9 protein-coding genes are annotated in these 6712 nt (G+C 73.0%); 1 reads left to right on the top strand and 8 read right to left on the bottom strand.

Annotated elements, in window-relative coordinates; genetic code table 11:
• Positions 1 to 62: 62 nt before the first annotated feature.
• Genes ACRDSK_RS14785 through ACRDSK_RS14770 form a run of 4 tightly spaced genes read right to left on the bottom strand, consistent with a single transcriptional unit; the run spans position 63 to position 2243 of the window.
• Complete coding sequence (locus tag ACRDSK_RS14785) at positions 63 to 539, bottom strand: hypothetical protein (protein WP_431441342.1); 477 nt, start codon at positions 537 to 539, stop codon at positions 63 to 65.
• Positions 540 to 550: 11 nt separating this feature from the next.
• Positions 551 to 1405: an SDR family oxidoreductase gene (locus ACRDSK_RS14780; RefSeq protein WP_431441340.1), complete on the bottom strand. Its 855-nt coding sequence runs from the start codon at positions 1403 to 1405 to the stop codon at positions 551 to 553.
• Positions 1406 to 1444: 39 nt separating this feature from the next.
• A complete protein-coding gene (locus tag ACRDSK_RS14775) occupies positions 1445 to 1873 on the bottom strand; it encodes an ATP-binding protein (protein WP_431441338.1) in 429 nt (142 codons plus the stop codon).
• 1 nt (position 1874) lies between these two features.
• Complete coding sequence (locus ACRDSK_RS14770) at positions 1875 to 2243, bottom strand: STAS domain-containing protein (RefSeq protein WP_431441336.1); 369 nt, start codon at positions 2241 to 2243, stop codon at positions 1875 to 1877.
• A 280-nt stretch (positions 2244 to 2523) separates the two neighbouring features.
• Here ACRDSK_RS14770 and ACRDSK_RS14765 point away from each other — a divergent pair, with 280 nt between their 5' ends.
• Positions 2524 to 3750 carry an NAD(P)/FAD-dependent oxidoreductase gene (locus ACRDSK_RS14765; protein ID WP_431441334.1) on the top strand — a complete coding sequence of 409 codons (1227 nt, stop codon included), beginning with the start codon at positions 2524 to 2526 and terminating at the stop codon, positions 3748 to 3750.
• Here the strand turns inward: ACRDSK_RS14765 and ACRDSK_RS14760 are convergent.
• Genes ACRDSK_RS14760 through ACRDSK_RS14745 form a run of 4 tightly spaced genes read right to left on the bottom strand, consistent with a single transcriptional unit; the run spans position 3747 to position 6697 of the window.
• A complete protein-coding gene (locus ACRDSK_RS14760) occupies positions 3747 to 4268 on the bottom strand; it encodes a GNAT family N-acetyltransferase (protein WP_431441333.1) in 522 nt (173 codons plus the stop codon). The genes ACRDSK_RS14765 and ACRDSK_RS14760 overlap by 4 nt on opposite strands.
• Before the next feature lie 10 nt (positions 4269 to 4278).
• Positions 4279 to 5250: an aminoglycoside phosphotransferase family protein gene (locus tag ACRDSK_RS14755; protein WP_431441331.1), complete on the bottom strand. Its 972-nt coding sequence runs from the start codon at positions 5248 to 5250 to the stop codon at positions 4279 to 4281.
• Positions 5250 to 6125 (bottom strand): SRPBCC domain-containing protein, encoded by an 876-nt coding sequence (locus tag ACRDSK_RS14750; protein ID WP_431441330.1) that lies wholly within the window; start codon positions 6123 to 6125, stop codon positions 5250 to 5252. The genes ACRDSK_RS14755 and ACRDSK_RS14750 overlap by 1 nt, the downstream gene beginning before the upstream one ends.
• Positions 6122 to 6697, bottom strand: coding sequence for an ArsR/SmtB family transcription factor (locus ACRDSK_RS14745; protein WP_431441328.1), 576 nt, complete (start codon positions 6695 to 6697; stop codon positions 6122 to 6124). Before ACRDSK_RS14745 ends, ACRDSK_RS14750 begins: the two co-directional genes overlap by 4 nt.
• Positions 6698 to 6712 lie beyond the last annotated feature (15 nt).

Here is a 6712-nt window from a genome sequence, read left to right as displayed (position 1 = left end):
GCGATCTCCTGCGCCGCTCGGCGCCATGCGGGGGCCCGGCATGGGCGTGGTGAGCGGGGCGGTCAGCGGGCCAGTGCCTCGTTGACCGCGCGGACCCGCAGCTTCTCCAGCTCCTCGGCCTGCCGGCGGGCGCGGGCGAGGAGCTCCTCCAGCCGTTCGGCCGGCAGGCGCGGCTCGGTGTCGGCCACCTCGCACAACGTCCGCCACCCGGCCGCCTTGCCCTCCACACCGAGCCGCAGCGTCTCGAGCTCGATCACCCGGCTCAGCGGCGACCGCTCGACCAGCCGGTTGTTCGGCTTCAGCCGCGCGGCCTTCTCGCCGACCCAGGCGATCACCTTCTTGTACCGCTGGACCGGCACGTCCAGCCGGGCCATCAGCCCCAGCAGCGTCTCCCGGTCCTCGGCGATCTCGCCGGAGAGACGGCCCAGCTCCGGTGCCCAGTCCGCCTCCGCGTCGGCCAGGCGGCGGGCCAAGGCGAGCCCCGCCGTCGACCCGGCCAGGTGGTCGTTCAGGTAGACACCGAGCAGGTCGGCCTTCATCGAAGCACTCCTCAGCCGGGGGTGGTCTCGCCGCCGAGCGCGGCCAGGACCTCTCCCGTGTAGTAGGACGACAGCTGGTTCGCCGCGAAGAACACGTAGCTCGGTGCGAGCTCGTCGGGGTCGGCCGGCCGGCCGTAGGGGACCTGTTGACCGAACGACTCGACCCGCTCCGCCGGGAACGTCGCCGGGATGAGCGGTGTCCACACCGGACCCGGCGCGACGCAGTTGACCCGGATCCCGCGGTCGACCAGCGCCTGGGCCATCGCGTAGGTCCAGGCGTGCACCGCGCCCTTGGTGGCCGAGTAGTCGATCAGCGTCTTGTTGCCGCGCAACCCGTTCACCGAGCCGGTGTTGATGATCGCGCCACCCTCGCCCAGGTGATTCAGCGCGGCCGCGGTGACCCGGAAGTAGCTGTGGATGTTCACGTCGAACGTGCGCATCCACTGCTCGTCGGAGATCTCCTCCGGCGAGGAGACCGGCTCCTGCGTGGCCACGTTGTTGACCAGGATGTCCAGTCCGCCCAGCGCGGCGACGGTCCGCTCGACGACGTCGGCGCAGTGCGCACGGGAGGCGAGGTCGCCGGGAACCAGCTCGCACATCCGGCCCTCGGCCCGGACGAGCTCGGCGGTGTGCTTGGCGTCGTCGTGCTCGTCGAGGTAGGCGATCGAGACGTCCGCGCCTTCCTTGGCGAACGCGATCGCGACGGCCCGGCCGATCCCCGAGTCACCGCCGGTGATCAGCGCGCGCCGGTGCCGGAGCAGGTCGCGGCCCTGGTAGCCGCGCATCTCGTCGCGCGGCTCGGGCGTCATCTCGCTGGTCTCGCCCGGCGGGTGCTGGGTCTGCGGGGGTTGGTCGCGATCGGCCATGGCGGCTGGTTACCCGGCATCCACCGGCTCAACCGAGCCTCAGGACGTGGGCAGGGGCCAGGACATGCTGACGGTCGTGCCCTTCTTCGACGGCGAGATCGCGGAGTCCGGGGTGAGGCCGCGGATGAGGTGGAGCCCGCGCCCGCGGGTGCCGGGATCGGCGGGCGGCGGGCGCCACCGGCCGTAGTCGGTGACCGTGACGACGACCCGTCCCTCGGCGTGGTCGCGCACGGCACGCAGGTCGAGCACGCCCCGTACCTGTCCCTCGTAGGCGTGCTCGACTGTGTTGGCCATGGCCTCGTAGGTGGCGAGCGTCAGCGCCTCGCAGTCCTCCGTGGTGAGCCCGACCCGCTCGGCCCAGTCGGAAAGGGTATGGCGCAGCCCGGTGAGCCGGCCGGCGACGGCCGGAACCCGGACATGCAAGTCGCCCTCCTGGACGTCGTCGAGCTCCTGCAGCCCCTGGTTCACGTCAACCCCCGTCGAGCGCCTGGTCCCGCGTGGGATGGACGGAGAACTCCTCGGCGATGCCGGTCAGCTCCATCGGGCGTAGCGTCGCGTTGCCCGTGGCCACCAGCCGGAAGCTCGTCCGGTCCCCGGCCTGCTGGTTGCCGCCGATCAGCACGCTCATGCCCGCCGAGGCAAGGAAGGTGACCCCGCTCAGGTCCACCACCAGTACCTTCGGCCCCCGCTCGAGAGCGCCCTTGATCGACTCCTCCAGTCCCGGCGCGGTGCCCATGTCCACCTCGCCGGTCACACCCAACACCACGGCCTCGCCGTGAGTCTCCGCGCGAACCGAGAAGCCTCCCGGCGTCACGTCCTCCAACTCAGCCGGATTCACCGTCTCACCGCCTCGCGGCTAGCAGTCACAAGTCTCATGGCACGCAGGTACCACCTGAGCGCACCCTTCAAACGCGAGACGGCTACCGGCCACTCGCCTACCGGATAGCCGCCGGTCACGGGCGCCAAACCGACCCGGGTGGAAAAGGGTTCAACTTACTCGAATCTCCGTTCGCACCGGGGGAGCGGTGAGTGACGTCGCGGGACTGGAGCCTCATCCTTCCGCGTGACCTCGGGTGAGTCCCGGTTTTCGGGCGGATTCGGCTGGGCAACCCGGCGGCATGGCAGAGCTGCCGGACATCCGAGCACTGTGGCTGGACACCTCGCCCGCGCCGAACCGAGCGGGCGGCGCGGTGCCGGTCGAGGCGGAGATCGTCGTGGTCGGGGCCGGGATCGCCGGGCTGACCACCGCGTACCTGCTGGCCGAGGCGGGCCGCTCGGTGCTGGTGCTGGAGGCGCGTGCGGTGGCCGGCGGGGTGGCCGGGCAGACGACGGCCAGGCTGTCCGCCCAGCACGGGCTGATCTACCACCGGCTGGCCATCCGCAGGGGCCCGGCCGCCGCCGCTCGCTTCGGGGCGAGCCAGCTCGCGGCCCTCGACTGGGTGACGTCGACCGCCCGGGCCCTGGACGTCGACTGCGAGCTGGAGCGGACCGACAGCTACGTCTACACGACCTCATCGGCCCGCCGCACCGCGTTGCGCGCCGAGGCCGCGGCGGCCCGAGCCGCGGGCCTGCCAGCGTCCTATCTGGACAGTGTGGACCTGCCGCTGCCGGTCGCCGGCGCGGTGCGCTTCGCCGACCAGGCCAGGTTCCACCCGCGGCGGTGGCTGCTCGGGCTGGCCGCACGGATCGAGGCGCTCGGCGGCCGGATCATCGAGGGCGTGGGGGTGACCGGCGTGCGGTCCGGGCGCCCGGCGCTGGTGCGGACGACGTCGGGCGTGGTGCGGGCCGGGCAGGTGGTCGTGGCGGCGCTGCTGGCTCACGGGTCGTTCTTCGCCCGGCTGAACCAGCTGCGGGGCCTGGCTCTGGCGGGCCCGCGGCCGGCCGGGCTGACGCTGTCGGGGATGTACCTGGACGCGGACACGCGCCACTCGGTACGACTGGCCCGAGCCGGCGGTGAGGAGATGCTGGTGGTCGGCGGCGAGCACTATCGAGTGGGCGAGGGGGTGGACGTGCGAGCGAGGTACGGGCGGCTCGGTGCCTGGGCCCGCGAGCACCTGGGGCTGACGGACCCGCGCTACCGCTGGTCGGCGCGTGACATGTCCACAGTGGACGGCATGCCACACGTGGGCCGCTACCACCCCGGCAGCCGCAACCTCTGGGTGGCGACGGGCTTCGGCCAGTGGGGCATGACCGGCGGCACCGCGGCGGGCCTGCTGCTGCGCGACCTGGTACTGGGTCGCCCGAACGAGCTGGCGCCGCTGTACGAGCCGACTCGCCTTCCGCCGCCCCGAGTGCGCACCGATCACCTACGCGCATCGGCGAACCTGGCGAACTTTCCCGGCTAGGTCTCCGCGCCGGAGCTCAACCGCCGGCGCATCGCTACGCGGGGCCACGCGTCCAGGCCCTTCGCGGCCTCGGCGGCGCGGATCGACCGCAGCCCGGCGGTGAGCTGGTCGACCGGCAGCACCTCGAACCCCAGCCGCGCGTAGTACGGCCCGTTCCACGGCACCCCCGCGAACGTGGTCAGGCTCAGCGCCGCCAGCCCATGCGCCACCGCCCACTCGCGCGCCACCTCGATGAGCCGCCGCCCGATGCCGCGGCGCGCGTACGGCGGCACCACCGACACCTGCTCGATGTGCGCCTCTCCGTCCACGACCGCCACCAGCAGGTACGCCACCGGCCGGTCGTCGGGGTCGGCGTACACCCACGCCCGGCCGTCGGCCTGGAACTGCGCCAGCTCCTCGACCGCGAGCGGCTCGTCGTCGGCGACCGCCGCCATGCCGATGTCGCGGAACGGCGTCCCGGCGGCCCGCTCCACCTCACGCAGCCGCGGCAGGTCCTCGGGTCGTGCCTCGCGAATCACCACACCAGTCTTACGCGCCCAGCGAGATCCAGTCCGCGCGCAACGCCAGCATCGTCTCCAGCGGCGCGCGGCCGAACTCGCCCGCGCCGGCCCGGAGCGCCCGGTCCCAGACCAGCACCCGCGCCGCCTTCGCGACCCGGCACGCCAGCTCGACCTCCGCGACCAGCGACGCGCGCGGCGCCAGGTCGGTGAACGGCTCGAGGTACGCGTCCCGCGCCCGCGTCACCACCGGATCGGTCGCGGTCAGACCGTGCTGGTAGTTCAGGAAGCCCAGCGCCATCAGCATCGACGCGAACGGGTGCGCCACGACCGCGTCGCCCCAGTCGTAGAACTTCGTGCCCATCGCGAAGATGTTGTCCGCGTGCAGGTCGTTGTGGTCGAGGCTCGCCGGCACCGGCGACTCGGCCAGCCGCGCGCACCACTCGACGAACTCCCCGCGCAGCCCGGCGACCCGGTCCAGCGCCGCGCGATCCGCCGGTTCCCCGCACGTCGCCCGGCTGCGCTCGGCCACCACCATGGCCTCGTCGAAGCGGGCGGGCATCGCGGCGGGGCGCATGTCCGCCAGCCCGAACTCGAGCAAAGTGTCCACATGCGACGCGAGGTCGCGCTGCAGCTGCCCGTACCGGGGCAGGAACTCGGCGAACTCGTCGAACGCGTCGGCCGCGAGCGTCGGGCCGCCGTCCGGTAGCAGCACCCAGCCGCGCGCCACGTCGACCGCGATCGGCTCCAGCACCCGGTCCGGCACCACGGAGCCGAGCAGCTCGTACAGCGCCACCTCGAACGCCGTCTCCGGACCGGGAGCCTTGAGCCACACCGCGCCGCGGGTCGTCGGCGCGGTCAGGACCGTGCTCCACGCGTACAGGTGCGGCTGGCTCACCGCACCGGTCCGCGCGGCGCCGGCCGCGGCGAGCCGGTCGTCCAGCCAGGTGACCGCCTCCTCGCGCCATACCTGGCTGGACCACACCGCCGGCCCGTGCGTCATCAGCCGATCGTCAGGATGTCGTCGGGCATGCCGGGCATGTCGACGTCGAGCCAGATCGTGCGCCAGTTCGGCACCTCGTGGTACCGGCGCAGCTCGGCCAGGCCGCTGAGCCAGCCGGACCAGCTCGCGTAGGGCGGCTCGCCCTCGAACCCGCTCTGCACGATGGTGAGCCGGGTCCGGCCCGCGGCACCCTCGAGCTCCCACGCGGTGACCAGCTCCGGCCAGGCCATCGTGACCTTGCGCGCGGGCTCCAGCTCGACGAGCTTCGCGATGTCGCCGCCGTCGAAGCCGCCCATCGCCCAGCGGCCGCCGACGTGCGGCTCGACCTCGACACGCGCGCCGAACCAGCGCGCGAAGACCTCCGGGTCCAGCAGCGACTCGTAGATCGCCTCCGGCGAGGCCGCGATGTCGACCTGTGCGCGCATCTCGCTCGTGGTGAAGTCGCACTTCGGTGCCGGCTCGCGGCCCTCGAGATAGTCGACGAGGCCGGCGAGCGCCAGCGACCAGAACGTCATCAGCGCGGCGAGGCCCTCCTCGCGCACCGCGGCCTCGTACTCCGGCACGTGGCTCTGCGTCAGCTCGACGACCGTGGCGGCGGCGCGCTCGTTCTCCGGCCGCAGGGTGATCTCCGTCGTGGTGACCTCGCCGCCGACCGTCCACTCCAGACGCAACGTTCGGTCGTCGGCGTGCAGCACCCGCTGCCGCGGCTCGGCGCCGTCGGGCGTGTAGCGACCCCAGAACTCGAACCGGTGCGGCAGGTCGACCTCGGCGTGCTCGGCGAGCCAGACGCGCAGGGCACGCGCGTCGGTCAGCGCGCCGTGCACGGTCTCCAGCGGCGCGTCCACGCGGGCACGCAGGCGGATGGTCTCGGTCATGGCGTCTCCTTCGGGTAAGTCGGGTAGCAGGCGAGCGCGAGTCGGAAGGCGTCGCCCTCGGCGCCGCCGTAGCGGGTGAACAGGTCCTGGAGGGTGTCGCGCAGGTCGTCGAGGAACTCCTGGCGGCGGTGCGGGGCGACCCGGATCTCGCCGGACACCCCGATGGACGGCAGGTCGTCGGCGAGCCCCGCGCCCGCCGTCTGGTCGAGTGCGGCCACCTCGCCCTGCACCTCCTCCATGAGATCGAGCAGGTAGCCGAGGCTGAGCTGGTCACGCGTGCGCCGGGTGCCGATGCGACCGACCAGCCGGGGCGAGAGCCAGTACGCGTGCGCGGTGGCCTGGTAGAGACCCTCGTGGATGCCGCGCACCCGCCGCTCGGCGACCTGACGCACCAGGCCGGCCTCGACCAGGCGTTTCACGTGGTAGTAGACCCGCTGCGGCGTCTGGTCCAGCTCGGCGGCGACCTCGGTGCACGACCGCGGCTCGGCGAGCCTGCGCAGCACCTCGACACGGGCCGGCTTGAGCAGCGCCTCGGCCTGCTCGATGTCGTCCAGATACAGTACGTCCCTCACGAGAGGACAGTTTTG

It is taken from the genome of Actinophytocola sp., from assembly GCF_050699915.1.
Classification (GTDB): Bacteria; Actinomycetota; Actinomycetes; order Mycobacteriales; family Pseudonocardiaceae; genus Actinophytocola.
Note: the sequence above shows the minus strand (reverse complement) of the source record. Positions and strands in the feature narration are given on the sequence as shown.